Here is a 21,699-nt window from a genome sequence, read left to right on the forward strand (position 1 = left end):
GCTGCATAGATAAAAATATCATTGCAAACATCTACGAGTAATTTAAAAATTAACTACACATTGTAATATTTTGGTTTGGATTGAAGCCCTTTATCAATTTATTATTTGCTATCAAGTTGCGCTACATTGATGTAAAACTGTCTTTCAATATTGGTTGTATTAAACCACGCTAGTTCTGCATTTGTAAGATGAAAGCTTTGTTGCTTGGTAGTAATTTTTAAATGTTTGTTGGTAGGCATGATAGTAATTGGCATATCGAAACCATCTATACAATTAGTCCAGTTTACAGTAACGGTAGCTTTAGTAGTATCTATCATATAATTTAGCTGCGGTATTTTGATATTGCGCAAATATTGATCGAATGTTTTTTGAAAATTAATACCTGATTTTTTACTGATATAATTTTCTACTTGTTGTGTAGTAACTGTTTTGTGGTAAAAATCTTTATTTAGGCCACGTAGTATTTGCCTAAATAAACTGTCGTTATTGATTGAATGGCGAATGGTGTGTAGCAAATTAGCACCTTTCGGATACATATCGCCACTACCTTCTTTGTTTACGCCATAAGGACCAATAATTGTCTCGGTGTTTTGAATGCCTTTGCGCTGACCATAGTTATAATCGTTGCCTGCTTCTTTGCCATAATAATACTCGGTAAATAAGGTTTCGCTATAGTCTGTAAAACCTTCGTGCACCCACATATCGGCAATATCGTTGGTGGTAATATTATTGGCAAACCATTCATGACCGCTTTCATGTACAATAATATAATCCCATTTTAAACCCCAACCACTACCACTTAAATCTCTACCCAAATAGCCATTGCCAAACTTGTTGCCATAGGCTGTAGCGCTTTGGTGTTCCATGCCTAAATGTGGCGATTCTACTAGCTTGTAGCTGTCTTCGTAAAAAGGGTAGGGACCAAACCAATACTCAAATGCACGCAACATGAGCTTGGCTTGTTTGAATTGTTCTTTGGCTTTTTCAAGATTGTAATCCAATACCCAATAGCTTAGGTCTAGCTTACCTTTTTCGCCCATTAAGGTATCGGTAAAGTTCACATACTTACCGATGCTAGGAATAATGAGGTAATTGTTGATAGGATTTTTTACCTCCCATGTATACGATTTGAGATTTGAGATTTGAGATACCTCATTGCCTCTTTGCCTTTCTGCCTCATTGCCTTGTATTAATCTGCCATTAGCAACTGCCATCAAAGTATCAGGTACTATCATGGTTAGAGATGCGCCATTATCAGGTTCATCGCCTTGATAATCTTTGCAAGGATACCAAGCACTTGCGCCTAAACCTTGACAAGCTACACTCATCCAAGGATTGCCTTTGGCATCTTTGCGCCAAATCCAACCACCATCCCAAGGTGGACGAATGGCTTCTTTGGGTTTGCCGTGGTAGTAGATGGTAATTGAATCACCGAAATAAGAATCGTACGCAGAATTTAAATCAACCATGCATACATTTTTAGTTTGTGTAAATGGCACCTTGTTGAAGTAATTTTTCAGGTAAATGTTACCATCATTTGGCTTACTTACATAAGTTTTGGTTGCGAAATAGGCTAATACACTGTCAATAATTAATGGTTCTTGCAAATCTATTTGCATTAAATAGTAAATTTTTTTACTAGTAGGTCTATTAGGCTTAACTAGTTTATATTTAATCACACATTTTCCCTCAATAGTTTTCTTCTCAAAATCTGGCTCTACGGTAATGTCGTAGCGCAAAACATCCCACCAATCTCTGTTTGGGTTTAGGCTGCCACGTAGAGTATCTGCATGGGTAAAGGTTTCTTTTTTTGCCATCAACTGTGCGGTAGCAAGCTGTGTAAAACCAACTAAACTGAAGCTAAATAGCAATACTGAACGTACAAGTGTGCGACGCAATGAAAGATTAATAGCACTACTACTGCTGGTCAACAAATTTTTATTCTTTGTATTCATGTTTTAAAAGTAAGATATTCGGGGGGATGAAAGTAAGAATTTTAAGTTTTAAGCAGCAAGTTGCTTGTTTCAAGTTATTAGTCACTAGTTACAACTTACTAGCAACTGGTAACTTGAAACTAGCAATGGTATCGTTGTGCCTTTGTGTTTCATTCTTCTCTTGCAGTGATAAAAAAACTGCTAACAAAACTGTATTTACCTACAACGAAAGTACTGGTATTGCAACGCTGGATCCTGCATTTGCCAAAAACCAGTCGATTATGTGGGCGGTGCATCAAGTCTATAATACACTCGTAGAAATTGATACTGCTTTACATATCGTACCATCAGTGGCTAAAAGTTGGGAGGTGAGTAATGATAGGCTGACTTACACATTTCACCTAAGAAACGATGTGTATTTTCATAATAGCGATTGCTTTATAGGTGGCAAAGGCAGGCGCATGGTGGCCAATGATGTGGTGTATAGTCTTGGTAGAATATTGGATAAAAATACCGCTAGCAGTGGTGCATGGATTTTTAATAATCGGGTAGATAGCGTGCAACCTTTTGCTGCACCAAATGATAGTACTGTGGTGGTAAAACTGTTGCGACCGTTTCAACCAATATTAGGCATACTTACTACGCAGTATTGCAGTATTGTGCCACACGAAGCGGTAGAAAAATATGGTAAAGATTTTCGCAGACATCCCTGTGGTACTGGGCCTTTTCAATTTGAAAGTTGGGATGAAGGACAAGCCCTAATACTGCATAAAAATGAGCAATATTGGGAAAAAGATAGTAGTGGTAAACGTTTGCCCTATTTAGATGCAGTAAAAGTGACTTTTTTTGATAATAAAGGCACAGAGTTTTTAAAGTTTCAGCAAGAAGAATTGAGCTTTATTAACGATATTGATCCATCGTTTAAAGATGAGATTTTAACCAAGAAAGGTGAGTTGAGACCATCGTGGGTAGATAAGCTGACGATGCATAAAAATCCTTATTTAAATACGGAATATTTGGGCTTTTTGGTAGATGAAAATAATCCGCTTGTAAAAGGTTCACCTACTAAAATAAAAGCTATTAGACAGGCCATCAACTACGCCATTAACCGACCACAATTAATGATGTATATGCGCAATAGCATTGGCATTGCTGCCGAAGCAGGTTTTGTGCCAGGTGGCTTGCCGTCGCGTAATACCGAATTGGTAAAAGGCTACCATTTTAATCCGTTAAAAGCCAAAGAATTACTGAAAGATGCTGGCTTTGCTAATGGCGAAAATTTACCACTCATAAAATTATTAACCATAGCTACTTATGCTGATATTGGTAGTTTTATTGCAAAGCAATGCGAAGAAGTTGGTATAAAAGTGCAGGTTGAAACGATACAAAAAAGTTTGTTGTTAGAGCAAACAGCTAAAAGCCAAGCCTTATTTTTTAGAGGTAGTTGGATAGCTGATTATCCTGATGCAGAAAACTATATGGCTATGTTTTACAGTAAAAATCCTGCACCGCCTAACTATACGAACTATAAAAACCCAGTGTTTGATAAATTATACGAAGCAGCTTTGCTAGAAACCAATGATAGCTTACGTTACAGCCTTTACAGGCAAATGGATCAAATAGTTATTAACGATGCACCAGTAGTACCTATTTGGTACGATATGGTAATACATTTAGTCAATAAAAAAGTGCACGGCTTTTACCCAAATGCACTGAATTTATTAGAATTGAGACATGTATCAATCACGTATTGAGCCATAAAAAACGCACCCTAATAAAGGTGCGTTTTTTATATTTTACTGGTATAAGCCTCTAAACCAAGGACGAGCAATGTCTTCTCCTCTAAATGGCCAAGGAATGCCTGCAATCATAATAACCAATGCAAGGATATATAACCAAGACATAAGTCTATGCTTTTTCAATGCGTTACCAGGTTTCTTAGATTTTACGTGTGAAATAGTGATTAACGTGATTGATAAAATCATACAAAGTGGATGCTCAATAATCCAAAAGCGTAAATCGGCTCTTTTCATAATGTCGCCAGTCGTAAAATGTTCAATCATTACTTTGGGAAGCTTATCACTAAAATATTGATATAAACCGATTAAAAGATTGATATGCGCAGCAATAAGTAAACGCAAACTCCATTTTTTGTCTGTGCTGTCAAAATCTTCACCTGCTTCTACATTTACACGAATAATGTTGATTACTAGAAAAATGATTAATAACCATCTTAGTAGACTGTGTAAACCCAATAATCCTGCGTACATATGTATAATTTTAAAATTAAGTTAATTCAAGCTTTAGTTTCTATGGGAAGATTACCGATTACAATGCTTTGCAATAATAAGTATCAATTGTTACATTTCCATATATTGTTTTAATTTTTATGAGAAACCCAATTTAATAAATACATTGCTGGCAATTGTATCGTTGTTAGTTCTATTTTTTCCAAATGGCACATTTTTCATTTTAGATTAAATATCGTTTATTAACTACTGACTTTTTTAGGCTTGTTATTAGTATTTTACTTAATGTTCATAAACAGAAAAGAACTTATAAATAATGTTGATTTTGCCTGTTTATAAAACGTCAAAAGGTTCTAATGGTTTTAAGAAAATAGAAAAAACACTCCCATTAACAGTAAGAGCAATTATTTTTGTTGTATGCGTATAGTAAATATTTGTATCGTAATTTCTTTAATACTTGCATTTGGGTGTAAGAATAACGAATCTGCCAATAATGGTAAGCCTACTAAAGATGCCGCTTTCATAAAAAAAATGGCTAAAGCTGTAGCTGAAAATAGCGATAGTATTGGTTTGCGTTTTAATTATGTAGATGCATTAGATAGTGTTGGCGACTACAATACTGCCATCTCACAAATGGATAGTTTAATTCTTAAAGAAAAAGGCAACTATGGTCTTTGGTTTAAACTTGGTAAAATCTATGAACACGCTGGCGATACGGCAAAAGCAATTGCTAGTTATCAAACAGCCCTTAAAATTTATAGAGCGCCAGATGGTTTATTAGCAGTAATTAATCTTTTTGCAGAAACAAAAAATGCGGCGGCTTTAACCCTTTGCGATGAACTAGATGATTTGAGAATGGGCCGAGAATATGATAGTTATACCAATTTTTTTAGAGGCGTTTATTATTCGAGAACAGGCAAACGCCAACAGGCTGTGGGTTATTTTGATAAAAGTATCGTTAGTAATTATACGTTCATAGATGCTTATATGGAAAAAGGGTTTACCTATTTTGATGATAAAAAATTTGATGAGGCGATAGCCGTTTTTTTGAAAGTAGCTGCCATTAATAGTACGTATGCTGACGCCTACTATTGGCAAGGCAAATGTTTTGAAGCAAAGGCCAATAAGCCAAAAGCTCTAGAGTTGTATCAACAAGCCTTAGCACTAGATAAAACTTTACAGCAAGCTGCTGATGCGATTAAGAGGTTGAAATAATAATTATAAAATATTTTTTATTTGAAAAGGTTTCATCTTCTACTAAATAATAACAAATTAAACTTCAAATATGCCAATAGTTGCACCATCCTTATTAGCCAGTAATTTTTTACGATTACAAGACGAAGCTAATATGCTGAACGCTAGCGAAGCAGATTGGTTTCATTTAGACGTAATGGATGGACGTTTTGTGCCCAATATCAGCTTCGGCTTACCAATTATTCAACAGTTGCGAAAAGCGACGACCAAAGTATTGGACGTACATTTAATGATTGAAGAGCCAGAAAAATATGCTGAAGCGTTTAAGCAGGCTGGTGCTGATATATTAACAGTGCATTATGAAGCATGCACACATCTCCACAGAAATATTCAACAAATAAAAAACCTTGGTATGAAGGCTGGTGTAGCGTTAAATCCACACACAGCGATAGGTCTTTTAGAAAATATTTTGCAAGATGTGGATATGGTACTAATAATGAGCGTGAATCCAGGATTTGGAGGTCAACATTTTATTCCGCAAACACTTGAAAAAGTGCGTTTACTGAAGCAAATGATTATCCAAAAAGGATTATCCACTCTAATAGAAATTGATGGTGGCGTAACACTTGAAAATGCAAGCGCAATTGTACAAGCTGGTGCTGATGTATTAGTAGCAGGTAGTACGGTATTTAATGCTGTAAACCCTTTAGAAACGATAGCTGCACTGAAAAATAGTTAATTTTTACTTCAAAATTATAGCAACAAAAAAAGCCAGCTTTAAAAGCTGACTTTACATGTATCGTGTTTTGAATTATTGTTTCACTAATTGTGTTGTAGAAATAATACCATTGTTTTCAAAACTTATAACATAATTGCCTTTTATAAGCCTAGTTGCGTCAATACTAGTCTGTGTAGCACCAACTTGTACATTTTGTACGGTTACAATTTTACCTTCAATACTTATAATAGTTATTGCAGCGTTTGCAATTGCTTTTGGGTGGGACAAGATGATTGTATTAGTGACTGGATTTGGATATAAAGCTAGGCTAACGCTTGGATGAGCATTAACTGTATGAACACTACTGTATCTAAATGTACCATCTTTATCTACCATTTTTAATCTATAAAATTGTGTGTTTAATGTTTTGCTAATATCTGCATATTGGTAAGCACTGCCATTGTTTGCTTTATTAGAAATAACGCTTCCAATTTCAACAAAATTTTTGGCATCGAAGCTTTTCTCAACCACGAAATAGTCAAAATTAGTTTCATTAGAAGTTTCCCAATTAATTTGTGGTTGGTTGTTGATTAATGAAGCTGAGATTGATTTGAGTGTTACCGGTAAAACGGTGCTTGTAGTAACAATCAAGTCATCAAAACGAATATTGGGTGTTCCTGAAATAGCATTACCAATGCCATTGTATGTATATATTCTAACTGTAATTGCGGCTTTGGTTGCTATGGCAGTAACAGTAGGTGTAATAAGTGTCCAGTTAGATGTAATTGGAATTGTGCCACTTGCAATGTTGGTGGTATATCCATCTTTACTGCTTCTTATGGCAAAAGCTTGTGGGCCAGTACCTGTAGAACGAGCACCAAAGGAAATACCAGTGATGCTTACTTCATAATTGGAGGTAGGTGTAATAGTAAATTCTAAATACGCATTACTTTTATTAGTAGCAGTTGCAGTACCTGTTAAAGTTACATCTAAACTCGTGTTAGAGCCAGCAACTGCATAAGAGGCCAAGCCTGCATTGTTTCCACCACTAGCACCAGCATAACCAGACGATATAGAAGTTGCTGCTAAAAATGTAGTAACTGTGCCGTAGTTATTACTAGACGAGATATTGCTAACTGTAATATTTGCTGGCACATTTGCTGGCGTAGTAGAACTAAAATCCCAATAAGTTTGCGAAAAAGCGTTGACAATAAAAGTGGTTAATAAAACCGATGTAAATAATTTCTTCATAATTGTTTTTTTTGACTAAAAAAAATGTTGTTTTAACTGTACAAATATAAATAAAATGCAGATATCATCGTTTTTTATACACTAAATTGTTATATCCCTTATCTTCAAACCATCATTAATTGAAAACACATGCGTATTATTTTTTCTATTATAATATCATTATTAACTGTTTCTCAATCATTTGCACAGCAGAAAGCAAAAGTTTCTGGCAAAGTGGTTGACGAAAATGATCAGCCTTTACAAAGTGTTTCGATACAGATGTTAAATAAGCAAAAGGGAACGATTACGGATAAAAATGGGGAATTTAAGATAGATGTACCAGCAAAAAAGCCATTTGCTTTAGTGTTTTCCTTTGCAGGTTATCAATCTGCTCAAAAAAATTTTTTACTCAATATCGGTCAACAAGAAAGCGTTTTTATAAAACTTGAACCTTCGTCCGGAGCGCAATTACAAGAAGTAACGGTAAAAGATGATAGGGCGAAAAGAGGTGAATCTGGTACAGTGTCTATTGATGCTCAAAAAAGCTTAGTAAACCCTTCGCCACTTGGCGGTATTGAAAGTTTGATAAAAGTATTTGTAGGTAGTAATAATGAGCTAACAAGCCAGTATTCTGTGCGTGGAGGAAGTTATGATGAAAACTTGATTTATGTTAATGATTTTGAAGTATTTAGACCTTATTTGGTAAGCAGCGGTCAGCAAGAGGGCTTAAGTTTTATTAACCCAGAAATGACAGGCAATGTAAAGTTTTACAACGGTGGATATCAAGCGAAATACGGTGATAAAATGAGTAGTGTGTTAGATATTACTTATAAAAAGCCAAAAGATTTTTCTGGGAGTGCCTATGTTGGTTTGCTAGAGCAAGGTTTGCACTTAGAAGGGGTTGGAGCAAAAGGTAAAGTTACCTACAATTTTGGTGTGAGAAATAGAAGTACGCGCAACCTTTTAAGTAGCCAAGAAACCAAAGGAAATTATATCCCTTCCTCTTCCGATTTACAAGGTTTAATTACCTACCAAGCCAGCGAAAAATGGCTGCTTGAAGTGTTGGCAAATGTGTCGGCTACAAAGTTTACGTTATACCCTGAATCAAGTAAGCTCACATCGTCTGTTTTTTCTAATGTTTTTTCGGCTAATCTTGGCTTAGACATTTATTTTCAAGGACAAGAAAAAGATAAATACGCTACCAATTTTGTTGGCTTATCTGCAACGTTTCAGCCAAGAAAAAACCTGAAGTTAAAGTGGATGTTGAGCAGGTTTAATGATACTGAAGAAGAAAATAAAGACATAACTGCAGCTTATTTATTCGGCGAAAGAGATTTTGATAAAAGCCAAGCATCGTATGGTTTAATTGTAAATCCTTTAGGTGCGGGTGTATTTTTAAATTATGGAAGAAATAGTTTGAACATTGATGTTTGGAATGCGTCACATAAAGGTAGTTTAGATAAAGGCAAGCATTTCTTGCAATGGGGTAATACCATAGAACAACAAGTAATTTCAGATAAATTAAACGAATGGCAGTATAGCGACAGTGCTGGTTATTCGTTGCCTTATAATCCTTCTAGCTTGCAATTATATAGTGTATTAAAAGGTAAAAGCGATTTGAACGTAACACGTTTTAGCGGTTATATCCAAGATAATATCCAGTTTAAAGATTCTTCAGATGTAATACTTCAAGTAGGCGCTAGGTACAACTACAATACTTTAAATAATGAATTTTTGGTTTCGCCAAGAATGGGTATCTCACTTAAGCCAAAGAAATGGCAGAAAGATATAATATTGAAAGCATCTGCTGGTATTTATGACCAGCCACCGTTTTACCGAGAAATGCGTAGATATGATGGTACTGTTAACACTAGTTTAAAGGCACAAAAAAGCTGGCAAGTTAGCGCTGGTTTAGATTATAATTTTAAATTGTTTCAAAGGCCAGCACGATTAACCACCGAAGCCTATTATAAAAATATGACCGATGTTGTGCCTTATGATGTAGATAATGTACGTATACGGTATTTTGGTGAAAACAGTGCAAAAGCTTATGCTGTTGGTGTTGAAACAAGACTCTACGGCGAGCTAGTAAAAGATGCGGAAAGTTGGGTAAGTATTGGTTTGATGAATACTAAAGAAAAGATTGATAACTTTTTTTACGAACAATATAAAAATGCAGCTGGCGAAATTATCACAGCCTCTAGTACCGATCAAGTTATTGCTGATAGCATAAGAACCAATGTAGGATATGTGCGTAGACCAACTGACAGGTTGATAACATTTGGCTTATTTTTTCAAGACTATATGAGCACGAATAAAAACCTAAAGTTTTACATGAATGCTTTATATGGCAGCAATTTGCCCTATAATATCCCTAACAGTGTAAAATATCGCAATGCGTTAACCATCGAACCTTATATAAGGGTTGATATGGGTTTTAGTGCTTTGTTATTAGATGGTGAAAAAGCTGCAAAACGCAGCCATTCGCCTTTTAAAAATTTTACGAGCATCTGGGCTAGCGTTGAAGTTTTTAATATTATTGATCGTGCTAATACTATTAGCTATTTGTTAATTAAAGATTTCCAGAATAATATTTTTACTATACCTAATAGATTAACACCAAGATTAATCAACTTGAAATTAATTGCAAGATTTTAGAAAGTGAAATTATACAATATTATTGGAAATAATACATTGAAAGAATTTGCAAAATACAAGGCTAGAATTTCAAATTATTAAATGCCTTATCCCGAGCTAAAGCTCACCTTTCCAATTAAAATTGAGGCCTATTTGATGAAATAAATTACGTTGGTAGAAGCCTGTACCATAATTAATTTGCAATTTTTTAAACTTAATACCTACACCCATACTAAAACCATTTAGCGAGTTTGTGAGGCCATAGGCACTTAAATCTTTAGCTCTTAAAAAGTTGTAGCCAATAGCAAGTTCAAGTTTATCACCTAAAAATATTTGCGAAGCAAATACTAAATGCGATAAAATTTTATCAAGTGTTTTAACTTGTTGCATATTACCTTCATTTGCATTAAAAGTACTATCGTTATAAGTGATAACTAGTTGTTGTAAATGATGTCCTGTTAATGAAAATTGTATAGGCGCTTTTGCCAATCGTTTTGTAATACCGAGCTGAATATCAAATGGTAACTCTTCTTTTGTAGAAGTGCCAGTGTAATTCTGTAATTGGGTACCAATATTTTTTGCAACCAAACTTATTTGTAAATAATTACTTGAATCTAAGTAAGAGACACCAATGTCGGTGGCAACAGCGTTGCTTTTATAGATCCCATAATTGCTGCTAATGTATTTTAAGGATGCACCAAGCCAAAAACGCTCTTTGTATTGTTTTGAAACCATTACTTGCGCCACATAATCGTTAGGTATAAACGTGCCGTAAACATTACCTATAGCATCTGTTTGGGCGATACTGCCATAGCTCAAATAATTAATACCAATACCCCAAGTGATGGCAGGTTTTTCGGCATAAAAAGCAGTAGTTAGACTATAATTTTTTATACCAGCCAAAAAATTATTAAAACTTGCATTTGTTTGTTGCTGTTGTTCTTTTCGTAAAAGCGCAGGATTATTGAAGCTATAACTTACATCATTGCTCATTGCAGATACATTTACACCACCTAGAGCAGATACTTGCGCTGCATTTGACAAGCCCATAAAACTAAAAGCAGCATTACCACCCACTGTTTGTGCTGTGATAATGCTGCTTAAGAAAAGGAGAAATATAAGTTGTAAAGTATGCTTCATTAGTGCGATGAAGATACTGCTATTATTAATTATTGTCTTTCAATTGTTGTTCTATCGTCTACAATAATTTTATAGCTATTTATTTTAGTTTTTGATGCCACCTTACGGCTGTATGTTGCATCGTTATTTTCGTACAATTGGTTAGAAGTATTATTATTAAAAGCACCTACCACTTTTACATCAGTTTGTGCGGTTTTATTATATACAATATCTTTCCACTCAAAATCGTCTTTATCACGCATTTGTGCAGCCACAATAGATCTCTTGTACCAAAATTCTGCCTTGTCAAATTTCTTAAGTCTGTTGTAAACCAACTCATAAGCAAGACAACCAATATAATTATCAGTACCATAAATGCATCTAGCTTGCTCAATGGCTTTTGCATCGCAACCACCAACAAAATTAGACGCACTAATATAATAGCGCATTAATGCCCAACGAATACTTAAAGATTGCGGCTCAGCTTCTACTAATTTTTCTAATCGCTTTCTAGTGCTAATTGCCTCATCGTAGGTGTACACATAATTTCTATGTAAGTATACAGTAGAAGCGGCATCAATTTCTGCCAAATCATTAAAATAATGACCTGACTTCTTATTCTCACTTTTTTTAGATGGATCGGGTGTATAAAATGCTAAACAAGATATCGTTGATAGTAACGATATGAAAATAAATGTGTTTGTAAGTAAAACTCGTTTCATAATTAGACACTTCTTTTAAGGTGTTTAAAACGGTTTTCTTAGAGAAATTGGATGGAGAAACAATCTACACTTAGTAAAATCAATAGGGTTTGTAGTAAAAATACTACTTATTGTGTTTGTGGAAAAATATTTTTATGAAAAAAAATGTGAACATACACAATAAAACAAAAAAAAGCAGCAATTGTTAAACAAATTACTACTTTTATTGATTCAGAAGCATTTAGAATGCTAACTGGCGATAATTGACAAATGATTATAATCGCTTAGAACGGCATATAAAAAAGTTAGTGGTTCGTGTTGGCTTTTGATGTTTAACACCGTTTCTATTTTTTGCATTGTTTGATAAGCTAATAACGTATTGCCACTTTTATGAACATTCATGATGACTTCTTTCACTAGCTGTATATCGCTATCTTTTAAATTAATAACTTCAGGATAAGTGGCTTTGTAATTTGTTTCCGCAACTGGCACATACAACGTGTCATTAATACTAGTGCGAGGCGTTGTTTTTATCAATGTTGTGCCAGCAACGATATCGCCAAGACGCTGCCGCTTTTCGTTTACAGCAATCATTATAATGCCTAAAATACTACCGGTCATCCATAAGTCTATAATTCTAAATAGCCAACGCAGGAGGTATTGCGAGAATGTAGGTTGGTTGCCATTAATGCTAATCACTTTTATTTTCATGACGCGTTTTCCAATCGTTTGACCATTCATAAATACCTCACTCAGTAACGAATAAAATATTATGGGTAAGCTAATAACGAAAATGAATAACTGCATAATATCGCCACTAAAATTGGCTTGTGTAGCTATTACTAATATAATAATTCCATAAGCTATTAGTATTAATCGATCAATAATTGCGGCCACAATTCTGTCTCCTAAACTTGCTAAGTCGTACTCTAATTCAATATTTTGTGGAGTAAGTATCGAAATTTTGCTCATAAAAATTAACTTGTCACAAATAAATATCAATTTATTCAGCAATCATATATCAACAAGCATTATTTTTAAGGTGTTAATATTTTTTTGATGAGAGAAGCGGTTTTTTTAAAACAAAATGCTGACAAATGGAAGCAATTTGAAGAAGATGTAAAAAGACATCTTTCTGCAGATGAGTTGGCTAAACAATTTGTAGAATTAACCGACGATTTAAGCTATGCCAAAACTTTTTATCCAAAAAGTAATACCACACGCTATCTCAATGGTTTAGCCGCCAAATTTCACGTAGAAATTTATAAAAATAAAAAAGAGAAAAAGGGCCGTGTTTGGTGGTTTTGGCAGTTTGAGTTACCATATTTGTTTAAATACTATCATAAGCAGTTTTTATACGCTTTTTTGTTTTTTGTGGTATTTAGTTTAATGGGTGCTTTAAGTGCAAAATACGATGATAGTTTTATCAGGCTAATCCTTGGTGATGGCTATGTGAACATGACATTAGATAATATTGAGAAAGGTGATCCATTTGGCGTGTATAAAGGCGGTAGCCAGTTTTCGATGTTTGTGCAAATTGCGAGTAACAATATTAAAGTATCTCTATTTACATATGTGTTAGGCATTTGCTTTTCGGTAGGTAGCGTTTGGATGTTATTTAGTAACGGAATAATGTTGGGGGCTTTTCAATATATGTTTATTGCCAAAGGCCTAGGAACTAAATTCATATTAGTAGTATTTATACATGGTACATTAGAATTGTGGAGCATTATTATTGCTGGTGCAGCGGGATTAATTATGGGGAATAGTTTTTTGTTTCCTGGTACATATACAAGAACAGAAAGTTTATTGCGCGGCGGAAAAGATGGACTTAAAATAGTAGTAGGTTTAGTGCCACTATTTATCGTTGCCGCTTTTTTTGAAGGGTTTGTAACCCGTTATAGCAATATGCCTGTTTGGACGAGCTTATTGATTTTGGGGGCGTCATTGACATTTATTATTTGGTATTTTGTAATATATCCTATACAATTACATAAAAAAATAAATACAACTGCTGTCAACAGCCCAGAAACCTCAAACCAAAAAAACTTTAACGCATGGATGGTCAAAAAATGGAACTTAGAAAACTGAGAAATTTCAGTGATAACATCAACGATACTTTTCAATTTATTAAGCAAGAATTTAAGCCACTTTTTGGCTGCTATATAGCCATTTGTGGGATATTTATTGTATTAAGTAGCGTAATAGGCGGTATCTACCAACGAGATTCGATGGTTGGTTTCATGCGCATATTTAAAGGCCTCGATTATCAACAAAGAGGCTTTGGCGATATATTTAATTTGAACTATTTTCTGATAATTTTTTTAAGTACGCTCAGCTATGTCATAATGCATATTGTGATAGCTGTTTATTTTAAGCTATATGCACAAAATGGAAAAGTATCGCCTACCATCGAAGAAGTTTGGAAAGCCACAATACGCTTTATTGTACCTATTTTTTTCTATTCAATTATTTATGGTATTATCACTATTGTGAGTGTCTTTTTCTGCATTGTACCTTTCTTTTATTTCGTAGTAGTATTTGCGCCGTTTACCATGATTTATGTGGTAGAAGAAGTGTCTTTCACTGATGGATTTAGTAGATGTTTTAGTTTAATTAGAGATAATTATTGGGAGGCGCTGGGCATTTATTTTGTTAGTTATCTCATTTACAGCATTTCAGCTGGTATTGTAGGCATTGTAGTAAGTCTTTTTGCAGGCGGTATTTCTTATTTAACTACCAAAGATATTGCTGCGGTAACTGGTATTGTTACTGGTACACTCAATATTTTCACTCATATTTTCTATGTCATTTTTGCGGTATCTGTAGCTTTCAATTATTACAATCTTGTAGAACGCCTAGATGGTAGTGGCTTACTTGAACGTATCGACAGTCTGGGAAGCAATCAAGACAATGCAATTGAGGAGCAGTATTAATTCATCATAATAATACCAAGTGCTGAAATATTTTTCTTTGTTGATTTTTTTTATTTTACTAAGTCAGTTAGCCAAAGCCAACCAAAAACCTTTAGTGCTAGACTCGAGTACGGTAGCCATAAGACCTTTTAATGATTCTATCTATAAAAATGATAGCGCTTTTATTTACGAAGAAATGCCGCTACAAACCGAAACCTGGTGGGATAGAATGTGGCGAAAATTTTGGAAATTTATTGACCTATTATTCTCAACCAAAGGTGGCAAACAGTTTTTTAAGTGGGGGCTGCCTGCTATTGCGTTATGCGTATTAGGCTTTTTTGTGTACAAATTTACTGGTGCAAATAAATCTGGTTTTTTTAGTAAAAATGGCGACACCGCTTTCGCATATCAAATAGATGAAGAAAATATTCACGAGCTAGATTTTAAAACTGCTATTGATAAAGCGATAGCTAATGCTAATTACCGCTTAGCCGTGCGATTATTGTATTTACAAACGCTGAAACAATTAACTGATAGGGGGTTAATAGATTGGCGCATTAATAAAACCAATGCTATTTATGTACAAGAATTAGCAGGTAACGAGCAGCAAACTAGTTTTATACAGCTTACCAATTATTTCGATAGAGTATGGTATGGTGAAACAACTATTACAAATGAGCAATTTCACGACGTGCAACAATCATTTATTCAATTTCAACAACAAATACAGTCGTGAAAAGCTATAAATTCTCTGTCATAGTATCTGTGTTGTTGTTGGTATTGTACATACTAGCACAGATTTACAAACCAAAGCCACTCGATTGGACGGTTACTCTTAGCCAAAAAGACAAAAATCCTTTTGGCGCCTACATAGTATATCATCAATTGCAGCAACTATTTCCTAAAGCTACCGTTACAATAAGTAGAGACCCTTTGTACAATAAATTGTATGATGAATCATTTGAGAAAACGGCTTACTTCGCAATTTCACCCGAACTTGGTACTGATACTTTAGACATTGCTGCAGCTTGCCAATTTGTAGAAGATGGTAACTATTTATTTATATCAGCCAACGAGTTAAGCAAGAAATTAAGAGACACTTTAGGTATTTCAATGACTGACCTTTATACCTTTAATAGTAAAAATTCTAGCGCTATCAATTTTGTAAGCCCATCTATAAAAGCAGCAAAAAATTATACATCTAGCAAGGCGATTGTAAATAATTATTTCGATAGTATCAAAAGGCCAGACAGCACTGTGGTGTTGGGTACAAACGATAAAGGCAAAGCCAATTTTATAAAAGTAAACTGTGGGAAAGGTGCTTTTTTCGTACATGCTACTCCGCTAGTGTTTAGTAATTATTTTATCGCCAAAGATGGCAACGCCGCTTACACAGCTACTGCTTTAAGTTTTGTGCCAGCTTCTGTAACTACGGTAATTTGGGATGAGTATTACAAGCTTGGTAGGGCAGGGGCTACCACACCGTTACGCGTATTTTTAGAAAACGAATACCTGCGTTGGGCTTTGTGGCTTGCTATCGTTGCAATGTTATTGTATGTGTTATTCAACATTAAACGCAAACAACGTATTATACCCATTATTACGCCATTACAAAATGCCACACTTGACTTTGTAAAAACCATTGCAGGTATATATTTTCATCAAAAAGATAATAAAGCCATTGCTCATAAAAAACTACAACATTGGTTAGATTTTGTGCGGCAGCGGTTTCAAATATCAACATCATCACTTAACGACGATTTTGTACAACTATTGGTAAAGAAAAGCGGTGTTGGTACAGGGCATATTGAGAATCTTATTCATTATGTAAGCGTTGTAGAAACCAATACTGTGAGCGATAAAATGCTATTAGAAATAAGCAACAGCATTGATCATTTTTACAGAGAAGCCAAAGCTAGTTAGCAATACATTTTTAAACAACAAATATCATTTTAATAAACAGACATCGTAATTATAAGTATGGAAAATAACATAGACACAACACCAATACAGCAAGCAATGGCTGCTGTAAAAGCAGAAATTGCCAAAGTATTAGTCGGTCAAGATCAGATGGTAGAGTTATTGCTCACAGCCATTTTAGCCGAAGGCCACGTATTGATTGAAGGTGTACCGGGCGTAGCCAAAACATTGGCTGCAAAGTTGGTAGCTCGTTGTATTAATGTGCCTTTTAGCCGCATTCAATTTACGCCAGATTTAATGCCCAGTGATGTATTGGGTACTAATGTGTTCAATCCACAATCGGGTAGTTTTAATTATAAGCAAGGTCCTATTTTTAGCAATATTGTATTAATAGACGAAATCAATCGTTCGCCTGCTAAAACCCAAGCGGCTTTATTTGAAGTAATGGAAGAACGCCAAATAAGCAATGACGGTATTACCTACTTTTTGCAAGAGCCATTTATGGTATTGGCTACGCAAAACCCTGTAGAGCAAGAAGGTACGTATCGTTTGCCTGAAGCACAACTAGATAGATTTTTGTTTAAAATAGAAGTGGGTTATCCCGCATTGGAAGAGGAGATTTTGATACTTCAAAATGCGAATAAAGGCATTACAACACATTTTACCAATGCGGTATTTTCAGTGTTAAATGCATCCGATATTCAGTACTACAGAAGTCTTGTTGGTCAAGTGCATATTGAAGAAAAAGTATTGCATTTTATTGCCCAATTAATACAAGCAACACGTACAAGTAAGTCGCTGTTTTTGGGCGCTTCGCCACGTGCAAGTGTTGCGGTTTTAAAGGCTGCAAAAGCAATAGCTGCGATGGCTGGTAGAGATTTTGTAACGCCAGATGATGTAACCAAAGTACTATATCCTGTATTGTGCCATCGTATTATTTTAACGCCTGAAAAAGAAATGGAAGGCAGTACACCTAAACAAGTTATTGAAGAGTTGATGAAGAAGGTAGAAGTACCAAGATAGATGCGATTTGCGATTTGTGATTTGAGATGTTGTTGTGTAAGTCTATATCGGTTGACCAAATTTCAAATTTCAAATTAGTAATGCTTTCATCATTCAGTCATGTCAATCATTTAAACCTGTGATTAAAAAATATCTCTCTCCGCTATACTTGAGTACCCGCTTTTATGTGGCAATACTCTTGTGTATGCTATTATTTCTAACCCGTTTTTTTGTGGCTTGGCTAGGTGATATCCCAATGCTTGCGTTTCTTGGCTTTTTGTTGATTTGTGTGATGGATTATGTGCTATTGTTTGGCAAAAGCAACGCCATTTGGGCAAAGCGAACTATGGCTGAGCGTTTTAGTAATGGCGATGATAATGAAGTGAGAATAGACATTGAAAACCGCTATGGCTTTGCTACAAGCCTTGAAGTGATTGATGAAATTCCACACCAGTTTCAAAGAAGAGATTTGTTGTTTGCCTTAAATATGGATGCGAATGCGCAAAAGCTTATAACCTACCAATTGCGCCCTGTAAAGCGTGGGGCATATAGCTTTGGCAATATTCGTGTGTTTGCAGCTTCACCCATTTATTTTTTTACCCGCAGATTTACGCTTGATGAACCCGTTGAAGTAGCTGTATATCCATCTTATTTGCAATTGCGCAAGTATCAAATTATGGCGATTAGTAATCGCTTAAGCGAAGCTGGTGTAAAAAAGATTCGCCGCTTTGGGCATAGTATGGAATTTGAACAGATTAAAGAATATGTACAAGGCGATGATTACCGTACACTGAACTGGAAAGCCACAGCTAAGAGCGGGCAATTAATGGTAAATACTTATAGCGACGAAAAAAGCCAACAAATTTATTGTGTGATAGACAAAGGTCGTGTAATGAAAATGCCTTTCGAAGGTTTGAGTTTGTTAGATTATTCTATCAATGCATCGTTGGTATTGAGCAATGTAGCATTGATGAAACAAGACAAAGCGGGCTTGGTAACATTTGCCGAAGGCATAGGCGCATTTGTAAAAGCCGATAAGCGTTTACTACAAATGCAAACCATTTTAGAAACGTTATACAACCAAAAAACAAGGTATTTAGAAACCGATTTTGAAAGGCTCTACATCACCCTTAAAAGCAAGGTAACACAGCGTAGTTTGGTGGTGTTGTTTACCAATTTTGAAAGCCTAAGTGGCTTGAAACGTCAGCTACCTTTTTTGAGAAAAATTGCGAGTCAGCATTTGTTGGTAACCGTTTTTTTCGAGAATACAGAACTAGACCGTGTGATTTCAAAACCGGCAGAAAATATTGAAGCGGTTTACACCAAAGCCATTGCCGAACAGTTTGCTTTTGAAAAACGCCAGATTGTAAAAGAACTAAACAAGCATGGCATTATGAGTATCTTAACGGCGCCTAAACATCTCACTGTAAATACGCTTAATAAATACCTAGAAATTAAGGCTAGGAATTTGATATAATTTCTTTTGTCTTGCAAATGGCGGAACATTTCTCGGAGGGTATTGACTGAGGGGATTGCGAACCTTTTAATCTATAGTTGCAGCCTCATACAAAGCTGCTTGTTGTTGTAGCGTTTGTATGTTAATTTCTAATTTTTTAATGGCTAGCCAACTATTTTTATCCAATTTCTTTGTTGCATCCAATCGAAGTATTTCAAGCCAATTGTCTATTTTACTGCTTATCTCAGCGTGTGAAGCGCTGTATGCCTTAATAAATGCGAGCATATTGGTTGCCTGAAGTTGCTGTTGCTTCATTTTCTCAAGCTTTTTTTGTAGTGGATAACATTGCATGTTACACCAGCTCGCTTCTTTTAGTAAAGCAGCTTTATCTAAGTCATTTGGCTGGGGTAACGTCGTTTCTGGCAATTTAATAGCAGTTAGAATTAAATCGTTTAGAGCAATACTTGCTGCCGAAGGCAAGTCTCGTGTATCGTTATCGTGGTGGCTTAAGGTGCTTTGTTTTGCACCAATCATAGCACCTAATGCTTGCTGGCTTATGCCAATTTTTTCGTACAAAAAGCTACTTACGCCCATAAATGGTAATTATTTGATTGATTTTGAAAAAAGATTTGTAATAAAACTTTTGTAATAAAATAAAATATTACAAACACAATATTACAAAGTTGTAATAAAACTTTTGTAATAAATTAAAATATTACAAGCGTGATATTACAAAGTTGTAATAATTTTTTTGCAATAAAATAAAATATTACAGATTAAATATTACATTTAGTAAAAAAACACACTCCATATTACTGTTATATTGTCCGCACAAATTAAGTAGCAGATTTACAAAAGATATTTCATCATTTTTGTAATAATGAAAAAGCAACTGATAAGAACGGCATGTATCACATCACCGCTCATTTCATTTATAGTGGTAGCGCCGATATTTATTGTTAAGACGGATGTTCAATACAGTTTTATGACGCTTTGGGGGCTTATATTTTTTGCGACATTTTTATGTTGGTTACTAAATTATTGGCTGTTACATCGCATTCACCAAACTTGGGTTCGATTTTTAATTAGCTATCTGTCATTTTTGTCGGTTGGTACCGTTATCACTTATTATGTAAAGGTTATACCTAGTCAAAGCCATCTTAGCCCATTGCAAATTCTGTTATATCGAAGTTTAAGTTTATTATCCATCAACTTAATTATTGCTGTTTTAATCGATTTAATCTCCTCAAAAGACAAGCAACTATCACTCAACAAAGAAATAGCCGATTTAAAATTTGCCAACCTAGAAGCCCAGTATAAATTGTTGAAAGATCAAATAAATCCACATTTTTTATTTAATGCACTAAATATTTCTAAGTCGCTGATAAGGAAAGAACCAGCTGCAGCTGAGCAATATTTACTATTACTGGCAGACTTTTTAAGATCATCAATACATTACAATCAAAAATCTGCTACACTTGCTGATGAAATACATTTAGGTAATCAATTTATTACTTTACAAAAGATAAGATTTGGTGAGGCTTTACAATGTGTTACCCATAGCCTTGATGGTAATATGAATAAGCAGCTACCTTTTTTTACATTGGTTACTTTGCTTGAAAATGCGATAAAGCATAATGCTTTTACCATAGAAAGACCCTTATATATTACCATTCATGCTGAACAGGATGAAGTGATTGTTAGTAATAATAAGCAACCAAAATTTGTGTTACACTCCGAAAAAACTGGCTTAAAAAATATCAATGAACGCAGCAATATTTTAACTGGCAATGCAATACAAATAGTAGATGAAGAAGATAGCTTTACCGTTAAAATAAAACTGTTGTAGTAATGAAAGTAGTAGTAATAGAGGATGAGAAAATTACGGCTGATGATTTAATAGAAAATTTATTAGCTGTAAGACCAAGCTATACGGTAGTAAAATTGCTTACTTCTGTCGCTGAAGCATGCGCATACTTTAAACAACAACCCGAAATAGATATCATATTTTCAGATATTCAATTGGGTGATGGCATCAGTTTTGACATTTTTAAGGAACTTAGCATAATTACCCCAATTGTATTTTGTACCGCTTATAACGCATATGCTCTTGAAGCATTTAAAGCCAATGGCATAGACTATATCTTAAAACCTTTTAGTCAGGCTGAAATTAAAAAAGCTGTTGAAAAATTTGAATTACTAACCTATAAAAATGGCGTCTCTATTAATAAGTTGCTAAACTATCTTTCTGATAAGCCACTTAAAACCAATAATATGTCGCTTTTGGTATATCAAAAAGATATGATTATTCCAATTGATACCAATGATATTGCGATAGTACAACTGGTACATGGTACTGTAAAATTGGTGTTGTTTAATGGTGATGTTTATACAACAGCACAATCTTTGGATGATATTGAGAAACTTAATTTACCCTTCTTCTTTAGGGCAAACAGGCAATTTTTATTGCACCGGAAAATAATAAAAGATGCGCACCAATACCTTAATCGAAAGCTTTTAGTTAGACTCAACATCCCTTTTGATGAACAAATTTTTATCAGTAAAGAAAAAACACCTGCTTTTTTAGCTTGGCTTATGTCTGCCTACTAGCACTTCTGTCCGTT

19 protein-coding genes are annotated in these 21,699 nt (G+C 34.7%); 12 read left to right on the forward strand and 7 right to left on the reverse strand.

Annotated features, from left to right (window positions below; translation table 11 throughout):
- Nucleotides 1-101 precede the first annotated feature (101 nt).
- The gene (locus ACFOW1_RS11625) at nucleotides 102-1,955 is read right to left on the reverse strand and encodes a M1 family metallopeptidase (protein ID WP_379014448.1); all 1,854 of its coding nucleotides are present in this window, start codon (nucleotides 1,953-1,955) and stop codon (nucleotides 102-104) included.
- 26 nt (nucleotides 1,956-1,981) lie between these two features.
- Here ACFOW1_RS11625 and ACFOW1_RS11630 point away from each other — a divergent pair, with 26 nt between their 5' ends.
- A complete protein-coding gene (locus ACFOW1_RS11630) occupies nucleotides 1,982-3,688 on the forward strand; it encodes an ABC transporter substrate-binding protein (RefSeq protein WP_379014450.1) in 1,707 nt (568 codons plus the stop codon).
- 42 nt (nucleotides 3,689-3,730) lie between these two features.
- Here the strand turns inward: ACFOW1_RS11630 and ACFOW1_RS11635 are convergent, their stop codons facing one another.
- Nucleotides 3,731-4,204, reverse strand: a complete 474-nt coding sequence (locus tag ACFOW1_RS11635; protein ID WP_379014451.1) for a hypothetical protein — start codon at nucleotides 4,202-4,204, stop codon at nucleotides 3,731-3,733.
- 396 nt (nucleotides 4,205-4,600) lie between these two features.
- Here ACFOW1_RS11635 and ACFOW1_RS11640 point away from each other — a divergent pair, with 396 nt between their 5' ends.
- Nucleotides 4,601-5,398, forward strand: a complete 798-nt coding sequence (locus ACFOW1_RS11640; RefSeq protein WP_379014452.1) for a tetratricopeptide repeat protein — start codon at nucleotides 4,601-4,603, stop codon at nucleotides 5,396-5,398.
- Nucleotides 5,399-5,468: 70 nt separating this feature from the next.
- Complete coding sequence (rpe, locus tag ACFOW1_RS11645) at nucleotides 5,469-6,116, forward strand: ribulose-phosphate 3-epimerase (RefSeq protein WP_379014454.1); 648 nt, start codon at nucleotides 5,469-5,471, stop codon at nucleotides 6,114-6,116.
- A 72-nt stretch (nucleotides 6,117-6,188) separates the two neighbouring features.
- On the opposite strand, the gene ACFOW1_RS11650 is transcribed toward rpe, so the two are convergent.
- A complete protein-coding gene (locus ACFOW1_RS11650; protein ID WP_379014455.1) occupies nucleotides 6,189-7,346 on the reverse strand; it encodes a T9SS type A sorting domain-containing protein in 1,158 nt (385 codons plus the stop codon).
- A 129-nt stretch (nucleotides 7,347-7,475) separates the two neighbouring features.
- On the opposite strand from ACFOW1_RS11650, the gene ACFOW1_RS11655 reads away from it, so the two are divergent.
- Nucleotides 7,476-9,983 carry a TonB-dependent receptor gene (locus ACFOW1_RS11655; protein ID WP_379014456.1) on the forward strand — a complete coding sequence of 836 codons (2,508 nt, stop codon included), beginning with the start codon at nucleotides 7,476-7,478 and terminating at the stop codon, nucleotides 9,981-9,983.
- A 96-nt stretch (nucleotides 9,984-10,079) separates the two neighbouring features.
- Here the strand turns inward: ACFOW1_RS11655 and porQ are convergent, their stop codons facing one another.
- From porQ to ACFOW1_RS11670, 3 genes are all read right to left on the reverse strand, one after another.
- A complete protein-coding gene (gene porQ, locus ACFOW1_RS11660; RefSeq protein WP_379014457.1) occupies nucleotides 10,080-11,102 on the reverse strand; it encodes a type IX secretion system protein PorQ in 1,023 nt (340 codons plus the stop codon).
- 29 nt (nucleotides 11,103-11,131) lie between these two features.
- On the reverse strand, nucleotides 11,132-11,803 hold the full coding sequence (locus ACFOW1_RS11665) for a hypothetical protein (protein ID WP_379014458.1): 672 nt from the start codon (nucleotides 11,801-11,803) through the stop codon (nucleotides 11,132-11,134).
- A 228-nt stretch (nucleotides 11,804-12,031) separates the two neighbouring features.
- Nucleotides 12,032-12,754, reverse strand: coding sequence for an RDD family protein (locus ACFOW1_RS11670; protein ID WP_379014459.1), 723 nt, complete (start codon nucleotides 12,752-12,754; stop codon nucleotides 12,032-12,034).
- Nucleotides 12,755-12,841: 87 nt separating this feature from the next.
- Here ACFOW1_RS11670 and ACFOW1_RS11675 point away from each other — a divergent pair, with 87 nt between their 5' ends.
- The 6 genes from ACFOW1_RS11675 to ACFOW1_RS11700 all read left to right on the forward strand — a co-directional run bounded on the left by ACFOW1_RS11675 (nucleotide 12,842) and on the right by ACFOW1_RS11700 (nucleotide 19,096).
- The gene (locus ACFOW1_RS11675; protein ID WP_379014460.1) at nucleotides 12,842-13,873 is read left to right on the forward strand and encodes a stage II sporulation protein M; all 1,032 of its coding nucleotides are present in this window, start codon (nucleotides 12,842-12,844) and stop codon (nucleotides 13,871-13,873) included.
- Entirely contained in the window at nucleotides 13,840-14,718 is an 879-nt protein-coding gene (locus ACFOW1_RS11680) for a hypothetical protein (RefSeq protein ID WP_379014461.1), read from the forward strand. Before ACFOW1_RS11675 ends, ACFOW1_RS11680 begins: the two co-directional genes overlap by 34 nt.
- A 94-nt stretch (nucleotides 14,719-14,812) precedes the next feature.
- Nucleotides 14,813-15,433, forward strand: a complete 621-nt coding sequence (locus ACFOW1_RS11685; RefSeq protein ID WP_379014462.1) for a DUF4129 domain-containing protein — start codon at nucleotides 14,813-14,815, stop codon at nucleotides 15,431-15,433.
- Nucleotides 15,430-16,620 (forward strand): DUF4350 domain-containing protein, encoded by a 1,191-nt coding sequence (locus tag ACFOW1_RS11690; protein WP_379014463.1) that lies wholly within the window; start codon nucleotides 15,430-15,432, stop codon nucleotides 16,618-16,620. The genes ACFOW1_RS11685 and ACFOW1_RS11690 overlap by 4 nt, the downstream gene beginning before the upstream one ends.
- A gap of 57 nt (nucleotides 16,621-16,677) precedes the next feature.
- Entirely contained in the window at nucleotides 16,678-17,640 is a 963-nt protein-coding gene (locus ACFOW1_RS11695; protein ID WP_379014465.1) for an AAA family ATPase, read from the forward strand.
- A gap of 184 nt (nucleotides 17,641-17,824) precedes the next feature.
- Nucleotides 17,825-19,096 (forward strand): DUF58 domain-containing protein, encoded by a 1,272-nt coding sequence (locus ACFOW1_RS11700; RefSeq protein ID WP_379014466.1) that lies wholly within the window; start codon nucleotides 17,825-17,827, stop codon nucleotides 19,094-19,096.
- A 66-nt stretch (nucleotides 19,097-19,162) separates the two neighbouring features.
- Here ACFOW1_RS11700 and ACFOW1_RS11705 read toward each other — a convergent pair whose 3' ends face one another.
- The gene (locus ACFOW1_RS11705; RefSeq protein WP_379014467.1) at nucleotides 19,163-19,669 is read right to left on the reverse strand and encodes a hypothetical protein; all 507 of its coding nucleotides are present in this window, start codon (nucleotides 19,667-19,669) and stop codon (nucleotides 19,163-19,165) included.
- 286 nt (nucleotides 19,670-19,955) lie between these two features.
- Here ACFOW1_RS11705 and ACFOW1_RS11710 point away from each other — a divergent pair, with 286 nt between their 5' ends.
- Nucleotides 19,956-20,924: a sensor histidine kinase gene (locus ACFOW1_RS11710; protein WP_379014468.1), complete on the forward strand. Its 969-nt coding sequence runs from the start codon at nucleotides 19,956-19,958 to the stop codon at nucleotides 20,922-20,924.
- Nucleotides 20,925-20,926: 2 nt separating this feature from the next.
- Nucleotides 20,927-21,685 carry a LytR/AlgR family response regulator transcription factor gene (locus tag ACFOW1_RS11715; protein ID WP_379014469.1) on the forward strand — a complete coding sequence of 253 codons (759 nt, stop codon included), beginning with the start codon at nucleotides 20,927-20,929 and terminating at the stop codon, nucleotides 21,683-21,685.
- Nucleotides 21,686-21,699: the final 14 nt, after the last annotated feature.

This window comes from Parasediminibacterium paludis (genome assembly GCF_042651445.1).
Classification (GTDB): Bacteria; Bacteroidota; Bacteroidia; order Chitinophagales; family Chitinophagaceae; genus Parasediminibacterium; species Parasediminibacterium paludis.